The sequence below is a fragment of the Leucobacter alluvii genome, assembly GCF_039530485.1.
In the GTDB taxonomy this organism is placed as follows: Bacteria; Actinomycetota; Actinomycetes; order Actinomycetales; family Microbacteriaceae; genus Leucobacter; species Leucobacter alluvii.
The window spans coordinates 168,226-182,505 of record NZ_BAAAOP010000006.1 but is presented as its reverse complement, the minus strand read 5'-3'; the positions used below and the strand labels follow the sequence as shown (position 1 = coordinate 182,505).

Annotated in this window: 9 protein-coding genes and 1 tRNA gene; 6 read left to right on the top strand and 4 right to left on the bottom strand. The window is 68.3% G+C overall.

The genetic code is table 11. The features are described 5' to 3' along the window. Nucleotides 1–31: 31 nt before the first annotated feature. The 3 genes from ABFX18_RS09370 to ABFX18_RS09360 all read right to left on the bottom strand — a co-directional run bounded on the left by ABFX18_RS09370 (nt 32) and on the right by ABFX18_RS09360 (nt 6,519). Nucleotides 32–1,195: an HTTM domain-containing protein gene (locus ABFX18_RS09370; RefSeq protein WP_346058131.1), complete on the bottom strand. Its 1,164-nt coding sequence runs from the start codon at nt 1,193–1,195 to the stop codon at nt 32–34. Beyond that, entirely contained in the window at nt 1,192–2,010 is an 819-nt protein-coding gene (locus tag ABFX18_RS09365) for a DUF5819 family protein (protein ID WP_346058130.1), read from the bottom strand. The genes ABFX18_RS09370 and ABFX18_RS09365 overlap by 4 nt, the downstream gene beginning before the upstream one ends. 147 nt (nt 2,011–2,157) lie before the next feature. Next, a complete protein-coding gene (locus ABFX18_RS09360; protein WP_346058129.1) occupies nt 2,158–6,519 on the bottom strand; it encodes a choice-of-anchor G family protein in 4,362 nt (1,453 codons plus the stop codon). Nucleotides 6,520–6,961: 442 nt separating this feature from the next. Between ABFX18_RS09360 and ABFX18_RS09355 the strand changes: the two genes are divergently transcribed. Together ABFX18_RS09355 and ABFX18_RS09350 are read left to right on the top strand one after the other, a co-directional pair. Beyond that, nucleotides 6,962–9,466: a helix-turn-helix transcriptional regulator gene (locus ABFX18_RS09355; RefSeq protein ID WP_346058128.1), complete on the top strand. Its 2,505-nt coding sequence runs from the start codon at nt 6,962–6,964 to the stop codon at nt 9,464–9,466. 10 nt (nt 9,467–9,476) lie between these two features. After that, nucleotides 9,477–9,567, top strand: a tRNA-Ser gene (locus ABFX18_RS09350). A gap of 84 nt (nt 9,568–9,651) precedes the next feature. On the opposite strand, the gene ABFX18_RS09345 is transcribed toward ABFX18_RS09350, so the two are convergent. Then, entirely contained in the window at nt 9,652–10,134 is a 483-nt protein-coding gene (locus tag ABFX18_RS09345; RefSeq protein WP_346058127.1) for a DUF3817 domain-containing protein, read from the bottom strand. A 450-nt stretch (nt 10,135–10,584) separates the two neighbouring features. Between ABFX18_RS09345 and ABFX18_RS09340 the strand changes: the two genes are divergently transcribed. From ABFX18_RS09340 to ABFX18_RS09325, 4 genes are all read left to right on the top strand, one after another. Next, the gene (locus ABFX18_RS09340; RefSeq protein ID WP_346058126.1) at nt 10,585–11,451 is read left to right on the top strand and encodes a cation-transporting ATPase; all 867 of its coding nucleotides are present in this window, start codon (nt 10,585–10,587) and stop codon (nt 11,449–11,451) included. Nucleotides 11,452–11,512: 61 nt separating this feature from the next. Further along, the gene (locus tag ABFX18_RS09335; RefSeq protein WP_090151554.1) at nt 11,513–11,758 is read left to right on the top strand and encodes a hypothetical protein; all 246 of its coding nucleotides are present in this window, start codon (nt 11,513–11,515) and stop codon (nt 11,756–11,758) included. Beyond that, nucleotides 11,755–12,765: an SRPBCC family protein gene (locus tag ABFX18_RS09330; RefSeq protein WP_346058125.1), complete on the top strand. Its 1,011-nt coding sequence runs from the start codon at nt 11,755–11,757 to the stop codon at nt 12,763–12,765. Before ABFX18_RS09335 ends, ABFX18_RS09330 begins: the two co-directional genes overlap by 4 nt. A 37-nt stretch (nt 12,766–12,802) precedes the next feature. Next, nucleotides 12,803–14,206, top strand: a complete 1,404-nt coding sequence (locus ABFX18_RS09325) for an MFS transporter (protein WP_346058124.1) — start codon at nt 12,803–12,805, stop codon at nt 14,204–14,206. The last annotated feature ends 74 nt before the right edge of the window (nt 14,207–14,280 follow it).

The following is a 14,280-nucleotide window of genomic DNA, read 5'->3' as shown; positions in this document are numbered from 1 at the left end:
CTCGCAGACGCGCCGTCGCCACCGCACCGACCTATCCCGGCGCGGCCACCTTCCGGCCGGCCCGCTTCTGCGGGGGCAGCTCGGAGCTCTCCGCGGGCTCAGCTCGATCGGAAGCGACCGACCGCCCGGCTTTCCGGGTCGACGACCCCGCATCACCGCGCATGTGCTGTCGCCAGCGCCGCGACACCGCATCGCTGAGGTGCTTCCAGCTCCGATCGCGGATGAAGATCGAATCGATCGCGATCATCGTGAGCGAGAACCACGGCAGGCCCATCAGCACGCCGATCGCGATGTGGAAGCTCAGGATCCCGAAGAGGGCGAACAAGCGGGTCGGCCGCGACAGCAGCATCAACAGGAATGCGACCTGCAGCAGAATCGATCCCCAGGTGCCGATCGCGACGGCCGGCCCCCACGCCGTCACGATGTCGCTCAGAATCGGCCACGTGCCGAACCGCATGGTCTGCAGCGGGTTGTAGACCGCGTACCCCTCTGCCCACGGCGCGCCCTGGGCCTTGTACAGCCCGCCTGACGCGTACACGAACGTGACCTGCGCGGTGAGCGCGACGAGTGCGAGATTGTGGAGCACCGTGCCGATCTGATTTCCCGAAGATCCAGCGGGGAACCACTCCTGCTTCGCGCGCCGTCGGGCATCGAGCGACCACCGGGCCGCGGGATCCGCGAAGAACATGAGGATGAGCGCGATGCGGAACATGTTGTCGCCCTGATCGCCCACCATGTCGTTCATCTCGATGAAGCTGATCCACAGCACGAAGAACAGGGGCAGCACGATCCGGAATCGCCATCCGAGCAGGAAGAGCACGGCGAGCGCCCCGAGGAAGAGGTACAGGAGCGTGAACGCGACGTCGCTGCCGGCGACGGCGTGGAACGCGCTGAAGATCCAGACCTTCGGGAAATCGCTGACCGGCTGCGCGAGTTCTCCGTTCCATGCCGATCCGGAGCCGAATGTGTAGAGGCGCGTGCCGAAGTTCGCGGCGAGCAGGCCGAGCGCGGTGCATCCGAAGACGATGCGCGTGACGGCGAGCCCGTAGAGCGACTTCTTGCCCGTGAACAACCAGTGCTCGACGAAGTCGAAGGCGCGACCGACGGTCAGTGCGACGGCCGACCAGACCGCAGCGATCAGGCTGCCGAGGAATGCGCCGAACCGGCCGGCGGGAGCGGGGCGCTGGTCGGTCATTCTGAGATCCTCTCGAACTGCGGCCGGAACACGTCGGCGAAGTTGCCCTCGTTCTGTCCCTCTTCCACGACCAGCGGTCGCCATCCGGGCAGCACGACCGAGGGTTCGGGGCGCTTCGCATCGGGGTTGTGGCGTTCGGCGAACGGGATGATGTTCTGGCGACTCACGCGGTACTGCACCGACACGACCTCGTCGCCCCAGACGGCTTTCGCCACCTGCGTCGCGTAGGCGGTCGAGCGACGCTCGTCGGCCATGAACTGATCGACTGCTCCAGCATTCTTCTCGATCGCTGCAGGATCGAGCCCGGAGTTCTTCGCGCCGTTCTCGAGCGCGGCACGCAACCCGACCTCCCATTCCGCGGTCATGAAGTCGCCCGAGGCGGTGGTGCGCTGCACTTCAGTGAGCGCGTCGAACGACTTCTTGAAGCTCGACGCGACTTCCGTCGACTGAATGCCCGCCCGCGGCGGAGTGAGGTTGTAGCGGATCATCGAGAGCTCCACGTCTGTCGCGCTGACCCAGCCCGTCTCGGTGCGCTCTCCCGAGTCGTTCTCCACCGTGGCGCGTACGTTGAAGTGATAGTCGCCGTTCACCGGTTCGGGCGCGAAGACGCTCCAGGATTGACCGAACATGGGCAGCATGTACGAGCTCAGCGCATTCCCCGGGATCACCTCTCGAGCGTTCACCGAGTACGGCGCGATCCATAAGAACGATGCGAGGATGTGCCAGGCGGCGAGCAGCACTGCCGCCCAGGCCACGAGCCGGACCCACAGCTTCACCGCGGGTCGCGCGCTCGGTTGCGTCGATTCAGGGATCACACCTGCTCCTGTCTTGCCGGAAGGGAGTGCGGGCAGTCTTGGCGAACCTATCACTGAGAGAACCGCCGCGGCACCCGCGGGTCGCGCGTGTCAATGACGAAGGCGTGCGGCCGGGCTTTCCCGACCGCACGCCTTCATGAGTACCGCTTAGGTGTGCCGTGCCGCGTTGCGACGGCGAACCGTCACCGCGATACCGGCACCGGCCAGCACCAGCAGCAGCCCGGCGATGCCGAGACCGAACTGGCTCTCACCGCCCGTGTTGCTCAGGTACTTCGCACCGCCCGAGGCGTTGCTCGAACCCGAGGCGCTGGCGGAGGATGACCCGCTCGCGCTGGAGGACCCGCTCGCCGTGGACGTGCCACCGGCGTCGGCCGCTCCACCGGCGTCGGCCGCTCCGCCCGCGCTGCTATCGGCGTCGGCGGCTCCGGCCGCGAGCACCGTCAGCTCTGCAGCGTCACTCGTGACCGTCGTCGTGCCATCCGTGGCGACCGCCCGGAAGAGCGTGCCGTTCTCCACGAGCTCGGCGTCTTCCACGGTGAGGGTGCTGCCGTCCTGCGACACCACCTCGTCCGTCGGGGACCAGGCTCCCACCGCGAGCGGCTGGAGGCCCTCCGTCGCCGCGTCGGACGGCATCACCGGGGTGTACTCCTCCCAGACGATCGAGGTCGCTGTGCCGGAGAGCACCTCGACGGTGAAGACCGCGTCCTCACCCTCCGTCACCGTGCGGTCGGCCGGGTCGGAGAGCGTCAGCTCAGCACCGTCGGCATCGCCGTTCGCGTCGGCCGATGCCGCGGACGATGCATCCGCCGAGGACGTCGCCTCAGCAGCCGCCTCAGAAGCCGCATCCGCAGCCGACGACGCATCAGCGTTCGCCGCAGCCGAAGCCGCCGACGACGCATCAGCATCCGACGCGGAATCCGCCGTCGAATCGGCACTCGCCGTCGCCGCAGCCGAAGCCGCCGCGTTCGTCTCAGCCGACGCCTCCGACGACGCATCCGCCGTCGCCGCAACCTCAGCCGCCGCGTTCGCCGTCACATCAGCAGCCGCCGAAGCGTCGCTCGTGTTATCGGCGTTCGCCGCAGCCTGTGCCGCCGCCTGAGCCGACGCCGAGGCCTCGTCGTCAGCCGCCGCATCAGCCGAAGCCGAAGCCGAAGCCGAAGCGTTCGCATTCACATCGGCATCCGCATCAGCGTTCGCGTCAGCCGATGCCGCGGACGATGCATCCGCCGAGGACGTCGCCTCGGCAGCCGCCTCAGAAGCCGCATCCGCAGCCGACGACGCATCAGCGTTCGCCGCAGCCGAAGCCGCCGCCGACGCATCAGCATCCGACGCGGAATCCGCCGTCGAATCGGCACTCGCCGTCGCCGCAGCCGAAGCCGCCGCGTTCGTCTCAGCCGACGCCTCCGACGACGCATCCGCCGTCGCCGCAACCTCAGCCGCCGCGTTCGCCGTCACATCAGCAGCCGCCGAAGCGTCGCTCGTGTTATCGGCGTTCGCCGCAGCCTGTGCCGCCGCCTGAGCCGACGCCGAGGCCTCGTCGTCAGCCGCCGCATCAGCCGAAGCGGAAGCCGAAGCCGAAGCGTTCGCATTCACATCGGCATCCGCCGCCGCCTCGACGACCGTGGTCGCGGTCGCGGTCAGCTCGCTGGTCTCACCCGTTGCGGTGAAGGTCGCTTCGCCCGGCTCGAAGTCCGCCGGAACCTCCCAGGTCGTGGTGATCGAGCCGTCCTCGCCGGCCACGACGATCTCCTCGGTGCCATCGGGGAACACCACGGTCACATTCTCGCCGTCGGTGAATCCGCCGCCGGTGAGCGTGACCGTTCCGCCCTGCTCCACCGGGTTCGGTGTCGCTTCGAGCGTCGCCACCGGAGCCGCCTCGACCTCCGTCGTCGCGGTCGCCGTGGCTCCGCTCTCCTCACCCAGAGCGGTGAACGTCGCGGTGCCCGTCGCGAAATCGGACGGCACCTCCCACGTCGTGCTGATCGAACCGTCCAGCTCGGCCGGTACCACTCGCGTCGTGCCGTCGGGCAGGGTCACCGTGACGTCTTCACCGGAGGCGAATCCGCCGCCCGTCAGCGTGACCGTGCCGCCCTGCAGCACAGGGTTCGGGCTGGCATCGAGTGTGGCCTCGACCGCCGCAACAACCTCGGTCGTCGCAGTAGCCGTTCGTTCGCTCAGCAGGCCGGTCGCGGTGAAGGTCGCGTCGCCCTCGGCGAAGTCGTCCGGCACGACCCAGGTCGTGGAGAACGCGCCGTCATCATTCGCGGTCACCGTGGTCGTCGTTCCGTCGGGAAGTTCGATGAGCACGCCTTCCGAGCCTTCGAAGCCGCCTCCCGCGAGGGTCACGGTGCCTCCCTGCGCCACCGGGTTGGGTGACGCTTCGAGCAACGCCGCTGCTGCTGCCTCGACCTGAACGCTCGCCGCGGCGGTCAGTTCGCTCGTGACACCCGTGGCGGAGAAGTTCGCAGCGCCCACCGGGAAGTTCGCGGGAACTGCCCACGTGGTCGTGAAGGTTCCATCGTCTTCAGCGGTGACCGTCGTGATGACGCCGTCGGGAAGCGTGATCGAGACGTCTTCGCCGTCTTCGTAGCCGCCGCCGGTGAGGGTCACGGTGCCGCCCTGCTCGACCGGATCGGGGGCCGCATCGAGGGTCGCTGCGGAGGCCGCCACGACTTGAGTGGACGCCGTCGCGGTCAGCCCGCTCGTGCCGCCCGCAGCCGAGAAGTTCACGGTTCCGGGGGCGTAATCTTCGGGCACATCCCACGTCGCGGTGACCGATCCACCGGCACCAGCGACGACGACTTCAGTGGTCCCGTCGGGGAACGTCACAGTGACGTCCTCATCTTCGGTGAAGCCGGTGCCGGTCAGCGTGACGACGCCGCCCTGCACGACCGGATTCGGTGATGCGGCGAGCGTCGCGGCTGCCGCTTCCGCGAACGCGGAGGCGGAGCCGAGCTGCACGTTCACGGAATTGTCGCCGAGCAGCGGGAGCAGCGTGAGACTGAGGGCGCGCACGGTGAGGCCGTCCGCTCCCAGATCGCTCGTCTCCGGCTGCTGGTTGATCGTGATCGCCAGCACCTCGGTGAGCACCGGCTCGAGCGCATCGTCGAGCAGCTCGGTCACGATCGGGTTGAGGAGTTCGACGAGCGACGGCTGGATGTCTGCGACCGCCGTCGTTACGACGGGGAGGATCGCCGCGCCGATGCTCGAAACCACCGGCGTGATCAGGTCCAGGACCGGCTGGAGCACGTCGCTGAGATCGACCGGTACGGGGAGCCCGGGCAGCAAGGTCACGTCAGAGGCGTTGATCGCCAAGGGATCGTACCCCTCCTGGCCCAGAATGCCGCCGAGCGTTCCTTCGATGAGAACCGACCCACCTGCGACATCGATCGTAGTCAGGCCCAGGTCCAGGCCGAGTCCGATCTCGAGATCAGCGGTGACGCCGACGCCGTACACGCCCTCAGTGATCAGTGTCACGGCCTTCGTCACCAGCGAGTTCGGACCGTCGCCGAGCAGTGCATCGCTCACGCCGTCGAGAATCGCATTGACCATCGGTCCGCTGAGCACATCCGTGTTCGGCGCGAGGCTGCTCAAGCTCTCGCCCGGCTGCCCGCTCACCGCGAGCTCGTCGAGAGCAACGGTGATCGTGCCGTCGCTGAGATCGACCGACACACTGCCCTCTGAGTTCTCGAGCGGCGTCTGCAGAAGCTGCGCCCGAAGCTCCGTGGTCAGCTCCGTGGTGTCGAGGCCGAGCCCGTTGAGAGATGCGCTTGCGAGAGGCAGGGCGTCTATGGTGTCGACCAGATCGGAGACCAGGGTGTTCACCGTCCCGCCCTCGGCGAGCAGAGCTTCGACGTCAACGAGCAGGCCCCCGGCGAGTGCGTCGACATCGTCGACGAGTCCGCCGACGGCCGGGCTCGAGAGCTCGAGATCGAGGCCGGAGAGTGAGTACTCCGATGTCGCCGCGCCGTTCTCAGCTTCGACTCGGGATGCGAGTGCGCCGACGCTCAGGGTGGCCTCGTTGAGCAGTTCGTCGGCGACGGCATCGCCGAGCACCTGGCGCACGAGCGCGCTCGCGTCGAGTTGGGCCGGAGCAAAACTATCGGGGTCGTTCACCGGCCCGAGATCGATCGCGCCCTCTTCGGTGATGATGCCCGAGGATGCGATGGAGGAGGTCGCCGAGGGCGAGGTCGAGAAGCTCGAGAGCGCCCCGAGATCACCCAGTGCGAGGAGGCCACCGTTGGTGCCATCGCTCAGCAGCGGGAGATTGATGCCATTCGCGTTCACCGTCGCCGACTGGAGGAGATCGAGGTCCAGACCGTTCGTGGCCGGTCCCGGCACGTCGGGGAACTCCGTCGAGGTCGAGGCGGTGCTCGCGACGTCCAGCCCGAGCCCGTCGATCCACAGACCGTGCCCGTGGCCGGCCGATTCTGCCTCTGCGCTCGGCGCCTGCACGTCTGCCGCCGCGGCGGTCATACCGAAGGCCGAAGCCGAGGCGAGCGCAGTCACCGCCGCCAGACCCACTGCTATGGGACGAGTGGCTCTGCCGAACCTTCTCCTCCGCTGATCTTCTCTGTACCCCACGGGAGGCCCCCTCTTCCGTTCTGACGTATGTTCCGCGTCACTGCGAGATCCGGGAGCGGACAGAGTCCAGCCCCCTCCGCCGAGGCTATTTATGCGTATTCCCTGAAGCTACGACTTCGCGTAGCGCTGTGACGGGATGTGGACGCCCCTGAGAGCGTCTTCGCTTGATACCGAGATGCAGTTGATCACTACTGAGACGCATGCCCGGTTCGCATGATGTCAGCCCCTCACCACAGGACTATTCATCGGCTATGGTGTTCCCAGAAGATGTGTGTGCTGAGCGAATATTCAGCGCCCACGGGGGTGGCTCGTCTTTCAGGGGGACGGTGTGATGCGTCACGTGCAACGAGGCAAGGTGCGAAGCGTCATGGTCGCGCACCTCGTCGACGAGCTCGGCGCCCCGGGCACCATCGTGCTGGCCGGCGGGCACGGAAGCGGGCGTTCGCACATCATGCGCGCCGTTGCGAGCGCGCTGCAGGCCTCAGGACGACCGGTACTCAGGTGCAGCGCACGCGAGCCGCAAGCACGCGAGAGCATCGAGCACGAGGCCCCGGGTCACGTCGTGCTCGTCGATGATGCAGAGCACGCCGCGCCAGAGCTCATCCTTTCGCTCATCGACCGGATCCGAAACGGCGCCCCCGTGCTCTGCGCGGTGGCCGCCGACCTCTCGACTGACGACGAGCACCGTGCGGCTGAATGGGCGAAGCTGCTGACCCCCGAGCACGATGACGCGCCCGTCACCCGCTACGTGCACCTGAACCCGCTCACGCTGCCTGAAACGCTGCAGATCGCGGTCGAGGTGGCGACGACTCCGCTCGACTCCAGCGTGCTCGCCGCGCTGCACAGCATGTCCTGGGGTCGCCCTGCGTGGCTCATCGAGGTGATCCGACTCGCTGCGCAGGGCGCGGTGATCGCCACACCCTGGCCTCGGCTGGCACCGACCCAGATCAGCGAATCGGGGATCCCGACACTCGAATTCGCCCACGCACTGGCCCAGAGCTCACTCACCGATGCGGAAATCGCTGCAGCGACCACGCTCGCGCAGCTCGAGCCGCGCACCCTCTTCGGTCATGAAGACCTCGTCGGCAGCGCTGCCGTCGCATCCCTCGTGGCGCACGGCGTTCTGATTCAGACCCCGACCGACCCGACGACGTACGGCGTCCCCGAGCTCTTCGCGGCGGGTATGCGAGTGCGCACGAAAGCCGACATCGTGGCCATTGCCGAGCAGCGCGCGGCTCGCACCCTGTTGCTGCAGGAGTCCCTCGGCGTCCCGCTCTCGGATCGCGAAGCGCATTTCTGCACGACGATCACCGACGGAGGCGAGATCCATCAGCAGCTCGACCCGGCGCGGGCAGACCTGTTCCGCCGAGTCGCGCTCGACGCCCTGAGCTTCGGCGCAGGAACCGAGTGCCGGGACCTGCTCGTGCGCGGCGCGGGCTTCGGCGCCACGCTCGACCCGCTCGACCGTGCGAGAGCCGCCACGGTCATGCACGGCGCTCTGGCCGGCCTGCGAAGCCTCAATGCGGTTCCCGAACACGCTTCCGGCACGGCATCGCAGCGCATCGCCGCCATCGCCCTCACGAGCCAGATCACGGCGGAATCGCCCATTCCGCAGCAGGCGCGAACCGAAACGCTCCCCGGCGCCGACACCGGCGCGGCAGAACGCGACGCGCAGTTCGTCTTCGCTCGGTGGAACGAGACCGGCCCCGTCGGGTCCGACACTGAAGCGCTGCAACGGATCGCGACGACGCACCCGGCGCGAGAAGTGGCACTCCTCGCCGGCCAGCTCATCGATCTGGAGAACATCAAGCGCGGCAGGCGCCCGAGCGATCCTGCATCATGCACTGAGCGCATCGCCCGAGTCACCGACATCGCCGTATCGAGCCCGCCCGAGCTGCGCGATCTGCTCTCCGCCGCGATCGTCACCGAGGCGATGCTCGCGCTCTACCTCGGCGACACCGACGGGAGCGATGTCGCACTCTACTCGTTGACGGAATCGCTGCCGGCGTCGACGCGGCACCGGGTCTGGCTCGGCCACCTCGGCGCTGCCGGGCAGGCGATCGCGTCGGGCGATATGGCTCGAGCGCTGCGCGAATGGGAACTCTTCGAGGCTCGGCTCCCGCGATTCCTCCCGGTGCGCCTCTCAGCACTGATCCGTGATACCGGGAGTGCCATACGCCGCACGGCCACCGGTCACGTCGATCTCGGCGGGAACCGCGAGGACATCGTGGATGACTTCCCCACGCAGGTGCTCGCCTATTTTAGCGGGCGCCTGGATCGCATCGGCTCCCGCGTTCGCCGATACGACCATCTGCACGAATCGCCGCTCGACGCATCGCATGCCCTCGACATCGCAAAACTGGCCCGTGCCCACGTCCAGGCGGCGAACGAGCAGCACCCCGTGGCGCTGCTGCAGTGCGCGGATGCGCTGACGGAAGCCGGCTTCTGGGCCCCGGCCGCCTTCGCGCCTCGCGCCGCCAAGCGCATCTTCATGCGTCGGCGGGCGACCGGAAGCGTCAACCGATGCGACACGAAGCTCGCGGAACTCGAGGCGGCGGCCCGACGCGTCGATCCCTGGTTCCGAGTCGACCTGCTCCCGGCGAGCGAGCACGTGCGACTCACACCTCGCGAGTCGGCGACGGCACGCCTCGTCGCAGAGGGTCTCAGCAACAAGGCGATCGCGTCACGGCTGCGGTGCAGCGTGCGGACCGTGGAGTCGCACATCGCCCACGCCCGGGCGAAGCTCAGCGCCGGGGACCGGGGCGAACTCGCCGCACTCGTGCGCCAGGCGCAGGTGCCCGGCGAGGAGCGAGAACGGCCAGACCTGCGGAGGCAGCGCCTCGATTCGCGTCTCATCGATTCCATGCGCTAATCTCGTTAGCGGTGACGTGTCCGAGCGGCCGAAGGTGCAACTCTCGAAAAGTTGTGTAGGGTAACCCCCTACCGTGGGTTCAAATCCCACCGTCACCGCCAGTAAGACCCCCTCCTGCGTGAGGGGGTCTTTTCGTTGGGACCGATTCCGCGTCGGGACGACGTCCGCACTGACCGGAGCTGACGTCACTCGCCCTTCGGAATCGGCGGGCCGAGCCAGAGCAGGGTGATGAACAGCACCGCGACCAGAACGACCAGCACGACGATCGAGAGCATCACATTGCGCAGGATCCACGCCTGCACATGCTCAGGAAAACTCCGCGGATTCTCGCCGCCGGGCGCGAGCCGCCAGGTGCCGTTCAGCAGGCCCTTCCGATCGATCATCATTTCGAACGGTACGGTCGCGAACGGCACGATCGCGAGCAGCAGTCCCGTCGCACCCAGGGCGAAACGCCATCGTTGATTCACCCACACGAAGACCGTCGTCACGCCGTAGCACAGGAACACGAAACCGTGGAGGCCGCCCGCAACGGAGACGATATCGGCGGTGTCCGTTGCACGCAGAATGAGTGCCGCGATCAGCCCCGCCCACGTGAAGGCCTCAGCGATCGCGAATGCCCGGAAGAGCCCTCGAGGACTGGCGCGCAGTGCGTGCGTGTGACTACTCATGTGGCTGGGCCTCCATCATTCCGCCCACGCAGATGCGGGGCTTTCCATGCGCTGCATCGAGCATACGGGAGCCCGATCGGTGCACTTCCCAGCCGGGCTGGGCCTGCAGCGGCTATGTTGGTGAGCACCAAGGGGAGTACTCCCGCGTGGTGGGTTCGTCAATACGGATGATCAGTGTCATCCCGGACCGCCAGCTGCTTGCAGTGGAGGAGACCTTGACGATGTCCCACGTCACCCCTTGGAGCGCTCTCATGCGATCTGCCGCCTTCGGCAACGCCGCACACCACGCCGCGCCCATCTTCGCCGCACCCCCGCCGGCCATGGCCGGCCCTCGGTGCGCGCCTCGACGCGTCGGCGTGATCCGGTGACCCCGTCGCATGCTGCGGCGAGCGCGAAGCCTGCCTCCCCCGCTCCTCCCCTCCATTCGATCTGCACGGCAAAGGACCACTCATGAGCAATATGAAGAAGATGTTCAACCTGGCGAAGAAGGCGATCGACTCGCGCGGCGCGGGCGAACGCGGTGCGCCGCAGGGCGGTTCGTCCAGCGGTGCGACCGATTGGCGCGCGATGGTGCACCGGGCTGCAGACGCGGTGACGGGAGAACCGCGCCATCAGCAGAGCCGACCCTCGGCTCCTGGGGCAGACGTTCGACCGGATCCGCACCGGCCCCGCACTGCACCGCCTGCGGTGAGCCCGCAAGACCGCGCGGCAATCGCTCGGTACAACTATCTGCTGGAGACGGCTGAGCCCGGGCAGCTCGAGCAGGTGCACGCGGAGGCCTTCGCCAAGCTCACTCCGTCGCAGCGAGCACTGCTGCAGGAGGACCTCAACCGCAGCCTCGCGCCAGGCGAGCGCCCCGTCTCGACGGCGCCCGCCGATCTCGCTCGTGCCGCGACGAGGAGCGAAGCGCGCAACCCGGGATCACTGCGCCGCTTGCTCTCGGGTGCGTCGGGCGCCGCACGCGGCGGCGGTGGTCGCGGGGCGCTCGCGGCCGGCGCCGGTGCTGTCGGCCTGCTCGGACTCGTGGCGGGCGGCGCGATCGCGACGTCGATCGGCGGTTCTCTCCTCGCTGAAGCCGCCGGTGCTGGCATCGACTTCGACGCCCTGGCCGGAGGGCTCGACCCCGAGGCGATGATGGGTGACTTCGCGGCGGGCGATGCGCTTTCGGGACTCGGCGACGCGGTGCCCGGGGTGGAGGATGCCGTAGCCGGCGCGGGCGATACGGCAGGATCCGCACTCGACGCTGCGCAGGGCGGGCTCGGATCACTGGGCGAGGCGATCTCGGGTTTTGACGTGCGCGGGTTCTTCGACCGTTGAACCTGGGACCGGCAAGCAACCGGGGTTGACACGAGTTGCGCAAGCAACGTAAGTTGACACCATGGAATCCTCGCAGATCGCGGCGCGCGCCGCCGACCTCAGCGATCCGCGCGCAGGACTGCGCGCGGTCACCTCGCTCCGCGCCCTCGCCGACACGCTCGAACTCCGGCAGGTGGAGGCGGGGCTGCTCGCCGGCATGAGCTGGCAGCAGATCGCCGACGCGCTCGGAGTGACCCGCCAGGCCGTGCACAAGAAATACGCCAAGCGCATCGATCCCGCGATCGTCATCCCCCGGAGGCACGCATGAGCAAGTTCACTCGGTCAGCCGACACCTCTCACCGCCTCTCGCTCGCCGCGATGGAGGAGGCCTCCCGCGTCGGATTGCGCACCGCCGACATCGAGCATCTGCTCCTCGCGCTCACCATCGACCGAGATCGGGCGGGCCGGGTCCTGCGCCGTCACGGCCTCACCCTCGAAGCCGCTCGTGCCGGCGTCGCCGCGCAGCACTCCGCGCAGCTCGCCGGCCTCGGCGTGAGCGTCGGTGAGCCAGACTCCGGCCGCATCGTCTTCCACGAGACCGACGGATACACGTGGAGCGACCGCGCGGGGCGCATCTTCACGGCTGCGAATGCCCGCGGCAATGCTGGGGACGCGGTCGCGGTGCTCACCGAGCTGCTCGCGGAACCCAGCGGCCTCATCGAGGCGGTGGTCCAGGAGGTCGGTGCGAGCCGGGCGGCGATCGAGCGCGACCTCGTTTCCTCCGGCAGCGCGGCATCGATCGACGAGCACGCCGAGAGCCCTCCGCGCTCATCGAGCCCCCTGGCCGGCACCACCGAGGGCTTCATCCCCGCCCCGACCGCCGAGGTGTGGTCGCTGCTCGCCGATCCTGCCCGCATACCCGAGTGGGAGCCGTCGATCGCAAGCGTCGCCGCGAGCCCCGAGGGCACGACGGATGACCTGGGCGGAACCTGGCGCGCTCGCGCGACCACCACCCGCCCCGATGGGACGGAGCTCACGGTCGCCCCCGCGTTCCGACGAGTGCGCATCGGGCTGCTCGCGCGCGAACCCGAGCGGCGCATCATCTGGAACCTGGCGTTCCCCGACGCTCCGCGCGCGAACTCCAGAACCATCGACATCACCCTCGAACCGGAGGCTGACGGAACACGAATCAGGATCGCGTTCTCCTGGGATCGCGCGGGCGATCGGCCGCGACGGCACCGCGTGCTCGGGTTCATGCTGCGCCCGGCATACCGCGTCATCATCTGGGTGCAGCTGTCGCAGCTCGTCAGCGGCATCAGCCGCGTCTTCCGCTGAGCCACCGGACCGCCCCCGGGCGACGTATCCTGCTCACATGACCGATACGCGCTTGAGCGCACCGCAGCGACTCGTCACGACGATCGCGATTCTCGCCTCGTTCGTGACCTCGCTCGACATGTCGGTCACCAATGTCGCGCTCCCCCGCATCTCCGAAGAACTCGGGGGAGGTCTCAGCACGCAGCAGTGGGTGGTCGACGCGTACCTCGTGACGCTGAGTGCGCTGATGCTGCTCGCCGGATCGATCGCAGACGCGTACGGTCGCGTATTCATCATGCGCATCGGGCTCATCGGCTTCGGTATCGCTTCGCTCGCCGTCGGGCTGGCCGTCTCCCCCGAGATGATGATCATCGCGCGCGCCCTGCAGGGAGCGGCCGGCGCATTCCTGCTCCCGAGCTCGCTCGCGCTCATCACCTCCCGCATCTCCGGCGCCGCGCAGGGGCAGGCGATCGGCGCCTGGACCGCGGTCACGACGGGCGCGATGATCGTGGGGCCTCTCCTCGGCGGCGTATTCACGGACTACCTCTCCTGGCGCCTCGTCTTCCTCATCAACATCATTCCCATCGGCCTGACGCTCTGGATGCTGAAGAAGCTGCCCGATACCGACGACCGTCAGCGCGGGGTGCGCATCGACTGGCTCGGCGGCGCGGCGGCCGCCATCGGACTCGGGCTCGCCGTCTGGGCCCTCATCGAAGAGCCCGCGCATGGCTGGGAGAGCCCGGTAATCTGGGTTCCGCTTTCGGCCGGCACAGCACTCCTTCTCGCCTTCCTGTGGTGGCAGACGCGGGTGAGCTCACCAATCCTGCCGCTGTCGCTCTTCCGCGTGCGCAACTTCTGGACCGGCAATCTCGCCACGCTCTTCATCTACGCGGCGCTCTCGCTCAACGGCTTCGTCATCGGCGTGTATCTGCAGAACCCGAACGGGCCGGCGCTCACCGCCACTCTCGCCGGGCTGGCGAGCCTGCCCATCACCATCCTCATGGTGCTCCTGAGCTCCAAGATCGGAGCCCTCGCCGGCACGTACGGCCCGCGCCTCTTCATGGCCGTCGGCCCATTGCTGCTCGGCGCCGGCGCCCTACTGCTCCTGCTCGTCGGGGATCCCTTCTCCTACTGGTGGCAGGTGCTGCCCTCGATGGTCGTCATGGGCTTGGGGCTCTCCATCATGGTCGCACCGCTCACGGCCGCGATCCTCGGCGCCATCGGCCCCGAGCGCAGCGGCATCGCATCCGCCGTCAACAATGCGATCTCCCGGGTCGCCGGACTCATCGTCATCGCGCTCCTCGCGACGATCGTCGGCGGGCAGCTCGACCTGCGCGGCTTCCACTCGGCGGCGATCGTCACGGGCGTGCTGTTCTTCGCGGGAGCGATCGTCTCATTCCTCGGCATCCGCAACCCACCGCGGGAGAGCGCCGCGGAGAGCGAGGCAGCGCAGCGCTCCTGACCGCCGATTCCGTGTAGACCCAGGTACTGGTCGCCGGAGCGATGTGCAGACTCCAGGGCGATGCGCCTGCGCCC